Raw genomic sequence first — 15,656 nt, 5'->3', positions numbered from 1 at the left:
AATCGATCGTTCTACGGTGCCGAATGTTCCGCGGCGTAGGCATCGACGCGACCGTAGGCGTTCTTGGGGGTCCAGTCTCTGCGAACCAAGCCGAAGTTCTGTTCGGTGTCGGCCGTGTCGGACCCGGCGTCTCGGAGACTGTAGACGTAAGCCGGTCCGAGCCAATCGTTGCCGAGGACGGCGTCGAGAACGATCCCGATGCTGTCCGATTGCACCTGCTCGCTGACGCTGTTGGGGTTGGTCCCGGTCGGTGCGCCGAATTCGGTGATCCAGATCTGTTTGCCACTGTCACCGCCGGCAACCATGGTGTCTCGCATCGACCACATCTTCATGGCGGTGTTCCATGACGCTGTGCTGGGGTCGTTGGGTAGGTACGGCCACGTGTAGGGATGCACGTTGAAGGCGTCGAAGTACTTGTTGGATCCTTGCGCGTACATCTTCGACAGGAACGACGTGCCCGCGATGTTGCCGTTCGTGTCCTCGGACGGTGCCATCCCACCGACGAGCACGGTCGAACCGGGCTGCACCTGTTTGATCGCCGTGTAGGCCGCTCGAAGCAGCGCCGAGTACGCCGTGACGTCGGGAACGGGCTTGAAGAACGTCACGATGTTCGGCTCGTTCCATACTTCCCAGATCTTGATGCGGTTCTGGTACCGCTGAACCACCGTCTTGGCGAAAGCCGCGTAAGTGGACGGGTTTGCAGGACGGGAGTGAGAATCGTTGACCGCGGCAGCTACTCGCGCCCATCTGGGGGTGTAGGCGATGATCCCGTGCGGGCACATCCCGTGGGCCACGACGGCATCGATCACTCGGTCCGTTCGACTCCAATCGAAAGCGCCCCGTGTCGATTCGATTGCGGACCAATCGATGTCGAGACGAACCGCGAAGGCTCCCGCGGCTTTGGCAAGCGTCAGTTCGCGATCCAGATCTGCTGGGGAGAGGCTACCTATCGACGCGCCCGGCGAGACTCCGATCCGGATGGCGTCGGACTGCCCGCCACAGTTCACCGGACCGGCCTGAGCCCGCACGACGGGAGCTGCACCCACTGCCGGCGTCGCAGCGAACGGCAACACCAGAGCCGCAAGAACGGCCATCACCCGCAGAGGAGCATTTGCTTTCATCCGCGGGATGATAGCAACACCGGTAGGCGATCTTCGCCGAAACGGATTGTCATACGCTTTGTGGCAATTACGGCAGCGATTCGCGATCGAGCAGAATTCGACCCCGCAGTCATCGGTAGGAAGACATTGCCTGTACTACCATATGCCCAATGACAACAGGATTTCCCGGTTTCGACGAGCGTCTCAACGAGTTACTCGCCCGGCAGGCGGAGAAATCCGGCCTCGGGACCGATGAATTCATTCGACGAGCTGTCGTCGATCGCCTCGTTCGCGAACTGTCCGACGATCAGGATTCCGACGTGGGTGCGTTGCTGCGGGCTTTGCAGGCCGCTTCGGAGAAGGGCGTCGAACCGGCCGAGGTGACGCGGGCATTCGGTACGCCGATCGACGACCCCGAGAGGCTGGCAGCAGTGACTCGGACAGGGTTGATGGACACCGGATCCGACTCCGGCTACGACCGGATCGTCGCGATGGTCGCCGATGCATTGAGCGCTCCGTCTGCCGCATTCTCGCTTCTCGACGACAAGCGTCAGTACTTCAAGAGTGCACTCGGACTGCCGTCGGAACTCGGTGGCGCGCAAGAGGTTCCTCTCGAAGCGTCCATCTGCCGTTATGCGATCGATCTAGGCCAGCCGCTGGTGGTGGAAGACGCGAGACTCAACGACGCCCTCAAGGATCATCCGTCGGTCCAGAGCAACCTGTTTGTTTCCTACCTCGGAGTTCCGCTCACCGACGATGACGGCCATTCCGTCGGAACCCTGTGCGTGTGGGATCGACAGCCGCGGCAGTGGACCACCGGCCACGTTCAGATACTGCAGGACTTGGCCTGGATTATTCGCGAGCGAGTTTTCGAATAAGGGGCGCTTTCCCCGACAAGTATTAGCATTTTCGACCTACAACCGACTTCGAGTTTTTTTCGTGAAGTCGACCGGGTGTCCACTTTCGTGGCGGTATACATTAATTGGGATATTCAGGACCGACCTCATTCGAAACTAACCACCGGAAGAAGCCGTGCCCGAAACACTGGAATCACCCCACGCTCGCCCGCGGGCTGCCGAGCCCGACGTCGTCGTAGCCCGTCGCACACTCGCGGACCGACTACGGGTCGATCCGCTGAACACCGCCGTCAATGTTGCGGTCGACGTGTTCGGTGCCGCGGTCGCAGTTACCGGAGCGCTGCTGTGGTATTCGGGCAGTCTCGTCGACACCGGCTGGCTGCCATGGCTCTTCCTCCCGCTGCTCATCGGAATCATGGCGGGCAAGTCGATGTACAGGCGCAGCCTTCGTCGCAACTTTCTCGACGAGATCGGGCCTGCCGAAACGGCTGTTGCATTCGCTGCGCTCGCGTTGATGGTCGTGATGTTCCTGGCCGACACCGAGTACCGGCCCAGCGCGGTCGTGTTGCGACTGTGGCTGCTCAGCGCATTCACGATTGCGATCGTCCGGCTCGTACGCATCGTCGTCCAGCGCGTGATTCGCACCAAATTCGGATCGGCAGCACCGACCATCGTGCTCGGCAACGACCCGATCGCGCATCAACTCGTCTCTCGCACAAGACAATTTCCTGAGTACGGTCTTGTTCCGGTCGGTTACGTAGGAGAAATCCCCGTCGCCGACGTCTCATCGGGAGGCGAGCTGCCCGATCTGCCGCACCTGGGACTGCCCAGCGATTTGGAGGCAGTTGCGCGCAGGACCGGTGCGGAGGAGCTGATAGTGGCATTCGCTCCGACCGAAGACCAAGTGTTGGTCGGTGCGATCAGGACTGCGCACCGGCTCGGAATGCGAGTGTGGGTGGTACCCAGGCTGTACGACGCCGTCGGCGTCAACACTCGTGTCGAGCACATCGGCGGCCTGCCGCTGATGGTGCTGCCGCACGTGAACCCCAAGGGTTGGCAGTTCGCCCTGAAGGGTGTACTCGATCGAGTTCTGACGGCAATCGGACTCCTGCTGCTCTCCCCCGTCTTCCTGACGCTGATGCTGCTCGTGCGCCTGAGCTCCCCCGGCCCGATCTTTTTCGCGCAGGAACGAATCGGCCGCGATGGGCTGCCGTTCGACTGCCTGAAGTTTCGGTCCATGCGGCCTCCACGGGCATCCGACGCGGCGTTCGAGCGGAAGGCCGGGGACGCACCAGGTGGCGTCGAGGGTGTCGACCGGAGAACGCGTATCGGCAAAATCATGCGACAGACCTCGTTGGACGAGCTGCCACAGCTGCTCAATGTCCTTCGTGGCGACATGAGCTTGGTCGGCCCCCGGCCGGAGCGGCCCGAGTACGTGGACCTGTTCGAGATGCAGATCCGTCGGTACGGTGAACGGCACCGGGTCAAGGCCGGTGTGACGGGATGGGCTCAGGTGCACGGCCTTCGGGGCCAGACGTCCATTGCCGACCGCGCGGAGTGGGACAACTACTACATCGAGAACTGGTCCATCTGGCTCGATGTCAAGATCCTGTTTCTCACCTTGCTCGCCGTTCTGAAACGCGCCGAGGACTGATCGTGGTCTACGCCGAACACCGCCACGTTCGGGTGACCCCGTGACCACGTACGTTGCGCTTGCTTTCGGCGCAGCGCTGGTCCTCGCGCTCGGCTGCGCGGTGGCATCGGCGATCTACCGCCGCCCACAACGTGGAGTGTTGCTGTTGGCGGGATTGGTTCCACTGCACGGACTTCTGGTTCTCGTTCCCCTTCCCGGGGTCGTGTCGGGCTGGAAGGAAGGCCTTGTCGTCTTCACCGTTCTGTGTGCGTGGCTACGCCGACCACGACAAGTTCCCGGCTCGCCTGCTCGGGTGTTCGTGCCGTGGTGGCCGGCCGCTGCGGTGTTCGTCGTGTTCGGCAGCCTGTCTGCATTCGCCACGTTCGGAATAGTCGGTCTGTTCGGTATCAAGGTCACCTTCTTCTACGTTCTGCTGGTTGTGGTCATGTGGCTCGCGCCGTTCGACGCCAGGGACCGTGACCACCTCGTCTCGGTTCTGATGGGCATGGGTGTGTTCACGTCTGTCGTTGGCATCGCTCAACTGGTGGCCGGGCCCGCCGCACTGGTATCGCTGGGTTACGAATACGGCACGCAGGTCCGAACATCGGGCGGGCTACTGCGCACGTTCAGCACGTTCAACCTGCCGTTCCCATTCGGGCTGTACGTGATGTTGGCGCTGCTCGTCGGTGGTGCGGTCGCTTTGGCCGATCCGCGCCGTCGGCGAAACCTGTTGTTTCTGTGCGCGTCTCCGATGATGGTGGTCGCGATGTCCAGTTCGATCGTGCGTGGAGCGATTCTCGGACTCGCGGTCGGGGTCATCTACTTGATCGCCGTGCGTTTTCGATACCTTGCCGCGCCGTTTGCTCTGGCAGCACTGGCCGTCGCCGTCACGGTCCCCTTCGTACCCAAGATCACGTCGGTCTTCTTCTCGTCCAGCAGTCTGGGTCAACGCGGTGACGGTTGGGCCAATATCATCGCCAGCATCCTGATTCATCCCTTCGGCACGGGTCTGGGATCGAGTGGGTCTGCCGCAGACCGCATTTCCACCGCCGAGGGCCGAGCGTTCACTCAATCTGGACTCTCGACCAATTACCAACCCGACAATTACTACGTGAAGGCCCTGCTCGAACTGGGGCCGATCGGCCTCTGGGCGGTGGTGGCACTGTTGGTGACGTCGTTGCTGTGGTGCACACGCCTGTCCCGGGCACTACGGGGCGACGACGGGTCGCTCGCTCTCGGCGTCGGCGCATCGATCGTCGCTGCCATGTTCGCCAGTCTGGTCTCCACGTATTTCGAGATCTTTCCGATCGATGTCTATTTCTGGCTCTTGTTAGGAGTGGTGGGATGCGCAGCAGCGCAACACGAATCGTCTTCGGGGCGCTCGCCCTCAGGCCCGGCGGAAGTGGAGTACAGACCTACATTCGCGAGCTCCTGAACGAGCTACCGCATCGTCTGCCCGACGCCGATCTCACCGCGGTGGTGCAGCGCGACGCCGTCGGCGAGCTGCCACCCTCGGTTCGGGCGATGGAACGGCCTGTCACCAGCGGTGCGGCTCGGGCGGTGCTCGGCGCACTCCCCGTCGGCCGGTGCGATGTCGTACACGGCCTGGACGTCGACCTTCCGTTTGTCACCAAGGCCTTCACAGTCGCCACGGTGCACGATCTTTCGGTCATCGACATGCCGTCGGCCTCCAGTAGATTTCGCGCGCTCGGTGAACAGAGACTGGTGCGGCGAGCTCTGCGCCGTGCCGATCTGCTCATCGCTGTCTCGCAATTCACCGCCGACCGGATCAAGGCCGTCAGCGGCCGCGACGCCACCGTCGTCGGCCTGGCCCCCGCAGCGTGGGCAGAAGTCCCCACCGACAGCCGAGTGGACGCTGTTCGGTCCAAGTACGACCTACCGGACCGTTTCGTCATGCAGGTCGGAACGGTGGAGCCTCGCAAGAACGTTCAGCTGGTGGCCGACGCAGCGGAGAGTCTGGGTATCCCGTGTTTGCTGGCCGGAGCCGGCTCGACCGGTCCCCACGCTCCCCGCAATTCCCGCGGGCTCGGGTACGTCGATGTCGAGGACCTGCCTGCCCTCTATGCAGCTGCGACCGTCACCGCGTACGCCTCTCGCTACGAGGGCTACGGGCTCCCACCCGTCGAGGCCATGGCCTCGGGCGGCGCGGTCGTCGCCAGTGCAGTCGGTGCCCTCCCCGACGTCGTCGGCGACGGTGCCGTGCTCGTCGCATCGGAGAACGTGGACGACTGGGTGCACGCGATGAAACCCATCGCTTTCGACGCGGATGCACGCGCAGCCCTCGTCGGCGCGGCAGCCGACGCCTCTCGCGAGATCAGTTGGCGTCGAACGGCTGAGCTCACTGCCGACGCGTATCGAGCCGCGGGCGTGGTCTGATGTCGGACGAGCTCGCGCTCGACGGCACCGAGCAGCCCCCGGACTACCGCGCGATCGCAGCGGATCCGAAGGCCGCAGCCAAGGCGACAATCGCCGTTCTGATCAGCAGAGTGATCATCGCGGCGCTGGGCTGGGTCGGCAGTGTCGTCGTCGCGAGGTCCCTCGGCGCGGACGAGTGGGGCCAGTTCAGCTTCGTCTTCGCACTGCTGGGCCTGATGTCCGTCGTCACCGACCTGGGAGTCGGACGCGTCGTGCTGGCGAAATTGATGGACGACGATCCCGAGGAAATCGGTCGAACCGCGTCGTCGTTTCTGGCCCTGCGTACTGCCCTCGGACTCGTGGGTTACGTACTCGCCGTGGCATACGTTCTCCTGCTGCAGTATCCGAGCGAGGTGGTCCTCGCGACGGTGCTGGGTGGACTGGTGGTCGTGTTCGCCACACCGGGCCACGCCTTGAGCGTCCTCTTCCAGAGTCGTCACCGGCTGATCCTGGTGGCGGTGGCCGAAAGTGCCGGTCAGGCAATCCAGTTGGCCTTGACCGTGTTGGCGGCCGTGCTCGCTCCCACCCTGCTGATCTTCGTGCTGCCGGCTGTGGTCAACGAAGTGTTCAAACTGATCACCAAGGGGTTCGGCATAGGCAACCGTTCCATGGGGTTGCGACCGTCGAGGCACATCGAGGTGCGCCGCTGGGGTCCGTACCTGAGGGAGGCCGTGCCCCTCGCCATCGGCTTCGCCCTCACCATTGCCATGCTCAAGATCGACATGCTGATGCTCAGCCTCCTCGACACGTTCGAGGCCGTCGGTCTGTACTCGATCGGCTACAAATTTTCCGACATGATCGACACCTTCGTATTGGCGGCAGTGGCACCGATCAGCACCCTGCTCGTGGCGTCGTGGCCTCACGACACCACTGCATTTCGAGCGCGCACCCGTTCGGCCGCACTGCTGTTCGCAGTCTTCGGTGCAATGGCCGTGGCAGCATTCGTACCGTCGGCCGAGCCGTTGATCGGCCTTTTGTATGGCGACAGATTCGTGGACGGAGCACACGCGGCCCGGCTGCTCGTCATCGGCGCGGCACTGATGTCGTTGGTGATGCTGGGCATCTTTCTGCTGGCCTCGGCCGGGATGCAGCGTCACTACCCCGTGGTTGCGTTGGTCGGCCTGGCCCTGAACATCGGGTTGAACCTCGTGCTGATCCCACGGATGTCGTACGACGGAGCTGCCATCTCCACGGTCGCGACGATCGGAACCACCCTCGTCCTGCTGTGGATCGTGATAGCGCGAAGCATGCCCATCCCCAGACTACTTCCGGTGCAGTCCCTTTCGGTCGTCGTCGTGATCACCGCGGCCGCCACCGTCGGCGGCTGGCTCCTGGTACAGCACTACCCCGGCCTGTGGCTGCTCGTATCCGTCGGGGCGGCATTACTGGTCGCGACCTCGCTCGCCGCGTTCGTTGCCATCGGAGTCGTCGAGTCACCGATGCCGGGATCAGCCGAGAAAGGACGACACCGTGCGCACGTGCAGTGAGAAGCGGACACACAACAGACGAATCACCCGATTCCGGCGGCAGCCTTCGGAGCCGAAGTTCGGTTTCACGATCTTTTCCGACCACCGCCCCTGCTATTCCAATGTCGTTGAGATGCAGATCCATTCGCAGTCGGCACGGCTACGCGGACTGTATCCACACCCAGCTATCATCGAGCCTGTCGGCTCCACGAACCACCGAAGCGGTCCATCCGCTCGCATCGACGACGGAAGGGTACGCGGTTGATGTCCGTCCACGATGCCGTACACCGGGGCGACGTGCCCCCACCGATCGACCTCGCAGGACACATGCGCGAACTCGGCCGGGCATTGCTGCCCGCCGTGATCATTGCCGTGTTGGTCGGTGCAGGCATGTTCTACCTCAGGAGCGAACTCACCGACAAGCAGTACGCCGCGTCGATCGTCGCGGAGATCGAACCTGCCCAAACGCTCGTTCCCGGTGACGCGTTCATCGAGCAGATGCGCGCACCGTTCATCGAATTGGCCACCGATCGCGGCGTTCTCGATCAGGTCCTGGAACAGGTCGACGCCGATATGGACGCGTCGCAACTGGCCTCGAGCGTCGAACTGTCTCCTGGCACCTCACCCGCGCTGCTGACAGTGACCGTGACGACCCGATCTCCCGAACTCGCCGCGGAACTGGCCGAGGCGATGGTGTCGACGATGGCAAGTACGTCCTCCGCCAACGCGATCCGCGACTCGCAGGAACGAACGGCCGAGGGACAGTCCACCGTCGACGCGCAACAGGCTCGGGTGGACGCCCTGCCTGCCGACGATCCGAGTCGGCCTGCGGCACTGTCCGAACTGGCCCAACTACGCACCCAGCAGAGCGAACTCGAAGCAGCTGCCAGCGGAGATCGACTGGTCGTGTTGTCGAAACCAGAGCAGAGCACAACTCCGGTCTCACCGAAACCGGTCTCGGAGGCACTTGTCGCAGCTCTGGCTGCACTCATCGTCGCGGCCGAACTGATCGTGTTGCTTCGAGGAAGGCTCGGCCGCAAGCCCTCTCGCTCCTGGGCTCGTCGGGTGTCCCGAAAATACGGTGCACACTTCGACCCGGCAACCGGCGACACGGTACCGCCCGTCGTGGCTTCCCGGATCGCTGCCCTCGAGCGTGGCGACCGACCGGCATCGAGAAGTGCGCGACACGCAGCCCCGAAGGGCGACAGCGTGATTCTCGTCCTGGTCGGCGACGGTGCAGTCTTCGAGTCGACGCACGGCGACGGACCGACCACCGGCCACCATCGAGCCACCGCCGAATTCGGCCTGTCGGAGCAGTGGTGGCAGTACACCGACGTCGGTGACGTCGAGACCGTCGTCGTGCTGGTGTCGAAGCGTGGACGGGACAAGAAGGCAGCAACTGCGGCGCTGCGACGGCTCGACGACTTCGACATTCCCGTACACCTGGTATTGCAGAACAAGAACTCGACCCGACGAGCAGAACAGACCGCGCAGACGATCGCGCCGGAAGGCCAACGCCATGCCAGCTGACAGAATTGCCGTCGTACACGAAAGATTCACGGAGATCGCAGGATCCGAGCACGTCATCGAACAGCTGGCCTTGCACTGGCCCGCTGCGGAAGTGTTCGCACCGATCTCCCGCCCGTCCGGGGTTCCGTCCGGAATCAGCCGCGCGCCGCACACGTCCGCCCTCAATCGGGTGTACAACGCATTGGGCCAACGGTCGTACGCACCCGTTCTTCCGATGATGCCGTTGGCCTTTCGTCGGATGCCATTGCGCGGTTACGACGCCGTCGTGGTGAGCCATCATGCCTTCGCGACTCAGGCCGTGTTCGCCACCGACTCCCCCGTGATCGCCTACGTGCACAGTCCCGCACGATGGGCCTGGGATCCCGAACTTCGCGCAGGTGAAGGCGGCGGCAGAGCCGGAGCTGCGATACTGACGGCACTGTCGGCCGTTGCCCGTCGATGCGAGATCGCCGCCGCACCGAAACTGACGACCGTGGTGGCCAATTCGACAGCGGTCGCTCGGCGCATCGATGACTGGTGGGGCCGAGACGACGCCGTGGTGGTTCACCCTCCGGTCGACACCGAGGGTTTCACGCCGGATCCGTCGATCGAGCGTGAGGACTTCTTCCTGCTTGCCGGCCGCCTGGTCCCCTACAAGCGTCCTGACATCGCGGTGCGCGCGGCCGCCGAGGCCGACGTTCCCCTCGTCGTGGCGGGAGACGGCCGTGCAATGAACGCCTGCCGGGAACTGGCCGGACCCAAAACGATCTTCCTGGGACGGGTTTCGCACGAGAAGCTTCTCGAACTGCACCGCACGACGCGCGCCCTGCTGATGCCCGGAGTGGAGGATTTCGGCATAGTCCCGGTCGAGTCCATGGCCACCGGAACACCGGTCATCGCACTGGGAGACGGTGGTGCCGTGGACTCGGTGATTCCCGGTGAGACCGGCTTGCATGTACAGCCGGGCTCCGACGAGGCCGTCATCGCCGGGTTCGCCGAGGCCATGCGCTCGTTCGACCCGGCCGACTATGATCGCGCCGCCATTCGTAGATGGGCGGAAGGCTTCTCACGGGCCAACTTCCGCAGTCGAATGCAGGAGGTCGTCGATGCCGTCCGCTGAGCGTAGTTATCGCTCGACTGCACTGGATCGCGTCTTTGCCGACACCCGGATAGTCACCGCGGTCGGGCCCGTCCGCGGTCTCGACATCGAGCGGACGCGTCGAACGCTCACCGCCGCCGAACACGTCGACGCCGAGCCGCACATCGCGCTGGAACCACGCTCCGATGCTCGACGGTGGCGCTACCGCAGCAACATCGCCGGCGACAATGTCACCACGAGCAGTGGCGGCACCGAAGACCTGGGGCAGATGCTCACCGACATTCGGTCGCGACAAGGTGCTCGCGGTCCACTCGAGGTGGTCGTGTTCGACGATCACCTCGCCATCGACTATTCGCACGGAATCGGGGACGGCCAGATCGGCGTCCTGATGTTGGCGGCATTCTGCGACGATGCCGACGGCTCACTGGTTCCCGGCCTCGCCGCAGGCTTGCCACCGAGCACGACCTGGAAAGCTCTGTGGCGGCACTACTCTCGGCATCCGAAGACGCTGGCGGACTTCTGGTCCCTGCGTGCTCGACACCGGCGCGCAGCGGACGGCGGGTCCGGTCCCCGTCGTCGGATCGAGAACTGGGAAGCCGGAAAGGTCAGCCGGGCCGGGTACATGAGCAAAGCCGACGTGGACGAGCTGAAGAACTGGACTGCGGAGAACCTGCCCGGAGCGACCGCTGCGTCGATCTCGATTGCCCTGTGGAGCGCGGCGCTACGAGCGGAATCCGTCGACATCGACGAGCACATCATGGTGTTGTTCAACAGCCGCCGCTATCTCGATCCGGCCCAGCAGGGCGCGCACGGGAACTTTGCCGTCGGCATCCCACTGCATCTTCCTGCCGACACGACACCCGTCCGAATCACCGCATCGATGCGTGAGGTGATCGAATCCGGCTGGCCCATCGCGGTACTGGGCATGTCACATCTTCGCGATGTGGCGTCACGCATTCGGCCGTCTGCACCGTCGCAGGACAAGAATTCGGTCGTCGAGGTACCCGAGACCTTGCGGCTGGCCGTGAGCGACCTCGGGAAAGTGCGGGTGTTCGACCACCTCGACTGGGCCGACGACGGCAGGCCCCCGCAGATGGCCGCGTCGCTCGAACCGGACGGTCCGGACGGCTGCACGATGCTCATCGCCGAAATCGCCGGTGGGCGAACCTATACGGCCTCGTTCTGCAGCAAGATGGTCGATGTGGCCGTCATGGATGCAGCGCTACGCAGAATGTGTGAAGACCCAGTGGCACTGCTCCGCGATGCGTACTGATCCGCCAGAACCACCTTTGCCGCACAGACGGGCCGATACATGACCGACGAATCGACAGTTCTCTTCCTCGCGCACACCGGCCAGGTGTCCGGTGCCGAGAAGGTGCTGCTGGATTTGATCGACGAGGCCACGCGTCGCGGCCATGCCACCGTGATCGCCTGCCCTGCAGGCCCATTGGCAGATCGCCTGCCCGACACGACGCGACACGTCCGCATCGACGAGCTCGGACTGGGTGGGCAACGTGGTGCCGCGCGCGGTATCGCGGCGATCAGGATGGTCGCACGATGGGTGGGGGCGGCGCGCGCCGTGCGCACGATCGCCCGCGCACCGGGCACCGCCACGGTCGTCAACTCGCTGTTCGCGCTTCCGGTGGCGCGGTTTGCGCGGCCCGCTCGCGGGGCGTCGTGGCTCGTCCACGACACGATGACCTCTCTCAAGCAGCGTGTGGTGGTCCGGTTCGCCCGGCCGGCCGTTCGCGTTGCGGTACCGGTGTCCGAGGCCACCGCAGAACCGCTCCGAAAGGCCGGCCTCCCCGTGGTGGTGTCACACAACGGCGTGCCGTGGCCGGTTCCGCGGTTCGGCGGTGCGCTGCACTCTCCGCCGGTCGTCGGGATGCTGGCGTTGTTGACGCCATGGAAGGGGCACCGCGTGCTGCTCGACGCCGTCGCCATGCTCCCTGACGTCCGAGTCGAATTGGCCGGGGGAAGCTTCCCCGGTGATCGCGAATACGTCGACGAACTCCGCGCGCGCGCCGCGGAACCGGATCTTGCCGGACGTGTCGAGTTCCTCGGACACACCGATGCCGAGTCCGCTCTTCGCAGGTGGGATGTCGTTGTGTCGGCCAGTACTTCTCCCGAGGCAGGTCCGTTGTCGGTCTTGGAAGCGATGTCGCACGGATTGCCGGTGATCGGAACCGATCACGGTGGCACGCACGAATTCCTCGCCGACGGTGCTGGAATTCTGGTCGAGCCCGGCAACTCCGATGCTCTCGCTGCCGCCGTCTCGGCGGTGGTCGACGACGCCGATCGACGGCGGCTGCTCGGTGAGGCCGCCCGCTATCGGGTGGCCAGCCGGCACGACATCAGCGAGACACTGCCGGAGCTGTTACACCAATTGACCAGCTGATCGTGCCGCACCGTCGGCCAGAACACGGTGAAAGCCGAACGTCGAGCGGTGCGACTGTGTTTCAATCGACTCCCGATTGGAACGAGGGGGCACTGTGACTCGCGCACTGACGAGGTCCAACGAGCATTACCAATGGGGCATGGGCGTGATGACGTCGCTCGCTGTCACGACGCTCGTCAAGCGGATCGTGTCCGCCGCCGCCCTGGCCATGGCCGTCGTGGTCACCCTCGAGCTGGCGTTCGGGTACGGCGCGACCACCCCCATCCCCTCGATCGTGCAATGGACGTGCATGATCGCCGCATACATCATGGGCGCGTTCTGGTGGTTCGGACCGTGGCCGACGCTCGGGCAAGCCTTCGCCTTCGTCGTCATAGCCGATCTGTCGATCTTCGGAGCCACCATCACCGCGAATTTCGCGCCGGAAGTCACCCTCGGCAAATGCACCTTCCTCATCCCGATGGGAATGTTGGCCGGGTTCTTCTTCGACAAATGGCGCCTCGCTGCGCACATCGCCCTGTGCCTGTTGGGAACATCGATCGTCGCGGTGTACATAGTGCTGGAACGCGATGTGGACACATTCGTGGCGGTGGTGCTGTGGGCCCCGATCGTCGTGACGCTGACCGGCTTCGTGCTGATGCTGCAGCTCACGACACAGTCGATACGAACCGAATTCGAGTAGTAGCCCGTCAGAACGTCAACAGGACTTTGCTCGATCGGGATGCATCGGCGGCGAGCGCGAACGCGTCGAGGGCGTCTGCCACCGGATACTCCGCGGTGATGACGGGTGCCACATCGAGTGAACCGTCGGCCAGGGCTTGGATCACGTCGTCCATCTCGGTGTTGAACCGGAACGAGCCGATCAGGTCGATCTCCCGGGTGATCGCCAATGACAGCGGCACCGGCTGAGGCCCGGCCGCAGGCAACCCCACCATGACGACACGACCCCCGCGAGCCGTGCCGTCGATTGCAGACGCCAGACCGCGGTGGTTGCCCGAGCACTCGAACGTCACATCGGCCTCGACCGCCGCGACTGCCGCCCCGTCTCGGGCGTCGACTGTTCGATGTGCTCCGAGTCGACGCGTCACATCGAGCGCATAGTCCTCGAGGTCGACCGCGACGATTCGAGCTGCACCGGCTCGGCGAGCGACCGCCACGATGAGGGCACCGATCGGACCGGTCCCGACGACGAGAACCGTCTTGTCGGACACCGCCCCGGCACGCTCGACGGCATGCCACGCGACACTCGCCGGCTCGGCCAACGCGGCAATTCTCAGATCCAGACCGTCCGGCAACGCTCTGAGCATTCGTGTCGGGACGGCGACATGACCGATGAACAAACCGTCGTCGTGCGGTACCTGCGCGGCGCTTCCCATGTAGCGGCATCCGGGAGACAGGTTCGGACGATCGGCCGGATACTTCGCGCCGGTGGCGGCGGGAGTCGCCGGATGGACGGTGACCGGGGTGCCTTCACCGGGGCCACTGCCGTCTCCTGCGCGCCGAACCACGGTGCCCGAAGCCTCGTGTCCCAATCGCATCGGCGCTTTCAGTACCGATTGTCCTGCCGCCCCGTGCTTCCAGTAATGCAAGTCGGAGCCGCAGATTCCGCCGTAAGCAATTGCGACGATGGCCTCGTCCGGCGAGGGGTCGGCCACCGCCACTGTTTCGACGCGGATGTCATCGGTGCCGTACGCGATCAGGGCGACCGTTCTGTCGGGCACAGGGTTCGGTTCGGTGGTCATCGTGTAGTCCGTTCCGTTCGAGGTGGGCAGGTCAGACCCGGTCGAGCACCGGATCGGTTGCGTTGGCCGGATCGGTCAGATCGCGATCCCGAGTTTCCGGTGCGAAGGATGCGGCGACGAGCACCGAGACGGCCATGATCATCATGTAGACCGCGACCGGCACCCAGGATCCGGAGAACGCGGTGATCAGTGCCGCGCACAGCAGAGGAGCGATTCCGCCGCCGAAGACGGACGCGAACTCGCGGCCGAGAGTGACTCCGGCGTACCGGTATCGAGCCCCGAAGATCTCCGGGAAGTAACTCATCGTGACACCGACGGCCCCCTGGCACGCCAGGATGAATCCGATGATCATCACCAGGGTGATCAGTACGTGCGAACCGGTGCTGAGAGCCATGAACGTGGGAACCGGAAGAACGACGAGCAGGCTGACGATACCGATGTACACGGGCTTACGGCCCACCTTGTCCGATAGCCATCCGAAGCCCCAGGCCGCGATGCCGCCGCAGATTGCGCCGATGAGCAGAACCTTGGGTATGAACGTGGGATCGACGCCGATGTCGTTCTTCATATAGGAGGCCATGAACACCTGGTACGTGTAGGACTGAGCGCTGATGCCGACGGTCATGAACATGACGATGAACAGCGGTCGCTTGCCGTTGGTGAACACTTCCTTCACCGGTGCCTTGGGTCGCTCCTGGGCCGCCTTCAGCTCCTGGAACACCGGTGACTCGTTGAGCTTGCGCCTGATGATGAACGCGGCCACCGTGACCAGGATGCTGCTCAGAAACACCATCCGCCAGCCCCAGGACATGAGCTGATCGTCGGGGAGCAACTGGGCGAGGATCCAGGCGATGGCTCCGAGAGCGGTGCCGAGCGCCGCGCCGGTCATCACAAGAGCGGCCAATCTGCCACGCTTTCCGATCGCGGCCGTTTCCGTCAGAAGCGTTGCGCCACCTGATTGTTCGGCACCAGCGCCGAAGCCCTGAAAGAATCGACACAGGACCAGCAAGACCGGGGCCAGTAGTCCCACCTGCCCGAACGTCGGCAGCAGACCGATCGCCATGGTAGCGCCGCCCATCAGCATCAGCGTGGCGACCAGAACCCACTTGCGCCCGAGCCGGTCACCGTAGCGTGAGAAGAACAGTCCACCCAGTGGCCGGGCGAGGAAGCCGACGGCGTACGCGCTGAAGCTGGCAATGATGCCGGCCGCCGGGGAGATGTTGGGAAAGAACAACTTGTTGAAGATCAGCGCGGACGCTGTGCCGTAGATGACGAAGTCGTACTGTTCGAGTGTGGTTCCGATGAGGCCGGCCCACGCTGCGCGTCGTACGGCGGAAGGATCATGTTGGGCCGGAGCGATTCTGGGAGAATCTGACGGTTCTGTGGTCGTGTCCATGGTTGTCCTCGGGTGAGTTTCGG

The 15,656-nt window shown here is 64.2% G+C and carries 13 protein-coding genes; 10 read left to right on the top strand and 3 right to left on the bottom strand.

Features of this window, described 5'->3' with window-relative positions; all coding sequences use genetic code 11:
- Positions 1-11 precede the first annotated feature (11 nt).
- Positions 12-1,121, bottom strand: coding sequence for an endo-1,4-beta-xylanase (locus CH266_RS18295; RefSeq protein ID WP_032390920.1), 1,110 nt, complete (start codon positions 1,119-1,121; stop codon positions 12-14).
- 149 nt (positions 1,122-1,270) lie between these two features.
- Here CH266_RS18295 and CH266_RS18290 point away from each other — a divergent pair, with 149 nt between their 5' ends.
- The 10 genes from CH266_RS18290 (at position 1,271) to CH266_RS18245 (ending at position 13,177) form a co-directional block, all read left to right on the top strand.
- On the top strand, positions 1,271-1,978 hold the full coding sequence (locus tag CH266_RS18290) for a GAF domain-containing protein (RefSeq protein WP_032370195.1): 708 nt from the start codon (positions 1,271-1,273) through the stop codon (positions 1,976-1,978).
- A 154-nt stretch (positions 1,979-2,132) separates the two neighbouring features.
- Positions 2,133-3,611: a sugar transferase gene (locus CH266_RS18285; protein WP_230592964.1), complete on the top strand. Its 1,479-nt coding sequence runs from the start codon at positions 2,133-2,135 to the stop codon at positions 3,609-3,611.
- Positions 3,612-3,651: 40 nt separating this feature from the next.
- Positions 3,652-5,025, top strand: coding sequence for an O-antigen ligase family protein (locus CH266_RS18280; protein WP_032370194.1), 1,374 nt, complete (start codon positions 3,652-3,654; stop codon positions 5,023-5,025).
- Positions 4,935-5,987: a glycosyltransferase family 4 protein gene (locus CH266_RS18275; protein WP_032370193.1), complete on the top strand. Its 1,053-nt coding sequence runs from the start codon at positions 4,935-4,937 to the stop codon at positions 5,985-5,987. The genes CH266_RS18280 and CH266_RS18275 overlap by 91 nt, the downstream gene beginning before the upstream one ends.
- A complete protein-coding gene (locus tag CH266_RS18270) occupies positions 5,987-7,513 on the top strand; it encodes a flippase (protein ID WP_032370192.1) in 1,527 nt (508 codons plus the stop codon). The genes CH266_RS18275 and CH266_RS18270 overlap by 1 nt, the downstream gene beginning before the upstream one ends.
- Before the next feature lie 243 nt (positions 7,514-7,756).
- Positions 7,757-9,022: a hypothetical protein gene (locus CH266_RS18265; RefSeq protein WP_230592963.1), complete on the top strand. Its 1,266-nt coding sequence runs from the start codon at positions 7,757-7,759 to the stop codon at positions 9,020-9,022.
- Positions 9,012-10,121, top strand: a complete 1,110-nt coding sequence (locus CH266_RS18260; protein ID WP_032406777.1) for a glycosyltransferase — start codon at positions 9,012-9,014, stop codon at positions 10,119-10,121. Before CH266_RS18265 ends, CH266_RS18260 begins: the two co-directional genes overlap by 11 nt.
- Positions 10,108-11,373, top strand: coding sequence for a hypothetical protein (locus CH266_RS18255; RefSeq protein ID WP_052053186.1), 1,266 nt, complete (start codon positions 10,108-10,110; stop codon positions 11,371-11,373). The genes CH266_RS18260 and CH266_RS18255 overlap by 14 nt, the downstream gene beginning before the upstream one ends.
- 39 nt (positions 11,374-11,412) lie before the next feature.
- The gene (locus CH266_RS18250) at positions 11,413-12,498 is read left to right on the top strand and encodes a glycosyltransferase family 4 protein (protein WP_094715893.1); all 1,086 of its coding nucleotides are present in this window, start codon (positions 11,413-11,415) and stop codon (positions 12,496-12,498) included.
- Between the two features lie 94 nt (positions 12,499-12,592).
- Positions 12,593-13,177, top strand: coding sequence for a hypothetical protein (locus tag CH266_RS18245; RefSeq protein WP_032390917.1), 585 nt, complete (start codon positions 12,593-12,595; stop codon positions 13,175-13,177).
- A 7-nt stretch (positions 13,178-13,184) separates the two neighbouring features.
- Here CH266_RS18245 and CH266_RS18240 read toward each other — a convergent pair whose 3' ends face one another.
- Positions 13,185-14,237, bottom strand: coding sequence for a zinc-binding dehydrogenase (locus CH266_RS18240; protein ID WP_032406778.1), 1,053 nt, complete (start codon positions 14,235-14,237; stop codon positions 13,185-13,187).
- Between the two features lie 31 nt (positions 14,238-14,268).
- Positions 14,269-15,633, bottom strand: coding sequence for an MFS transporter (locus CH266_RS18235; RefSeq protein WP_094715892.1), 1,365 nt, complete (start codon positions 15,631-15,633; stop codon positions 14,269-14,271).
- Positions 15,634-15,656 lie beyond the last annotated feature (23 nt).

It is taken from the genome of Rhodococcus sp. 06-1474-1B, assembly GCF_002258885.1.
GTDB classification, from domain to species: Bacteria; Actinomycetota; Actinomycetes; order Mycobacteriales; family Mycobacteriaceae; genus Rhodococcoides; species Rhodococcoides fascians.
Note: the sequence above shows the minus strand (reverse complement) of the source record. Positions and strands in the feature narration are given on the sequence as shown.